This is a genomic window from Monashia sp. HAY1-2A (assembly GCF_056755315.1).
On the sequence record NZ_JBNDHY010000506.1, the window covers coordinates 1 to 260 of the forward strand.

A 260-nucleotide genomic window follows, 5' to 3' on the forward strand; every position below is an offset into this window, starting at 1 on the left:
TCCGGTGCTTGAGGTCAAGAATCTTGTCCGGCGTTTCGATATCCATTCCGGTCTGTTCGGCAAGCTGAGCGGCCGCGTCCATGCGGTCGAGAACGTTTCCTTCGACCTCCATGCCGGTGAAACGCTTTCGCTCGTCGGCGAATCCGACTGCGGAAAGTCGACAACCGGTCGCGCCATTATGCGGCTGATCGAGCCTCAGAGCGGATCGGTGCTGGTCGAGGGCAAGGAGATGCTGGCCCTCGACAGGAAGAGTCTACGCG

1 protein-coding gene is annotated in these 260 nt (G+C 60.4%); it reads left to right on the plus strand.

Annotated features, from left to right (window positions below; all coding sequences use genetic code 11):
- A partial coding sequence (locus ACPYOM_RS22900; protein WP_481347726.1) for an ATP-binding cassette domain-containing protein occupies positions 1 to 260 on the plus strand: 260 nt, incomplete at both ends.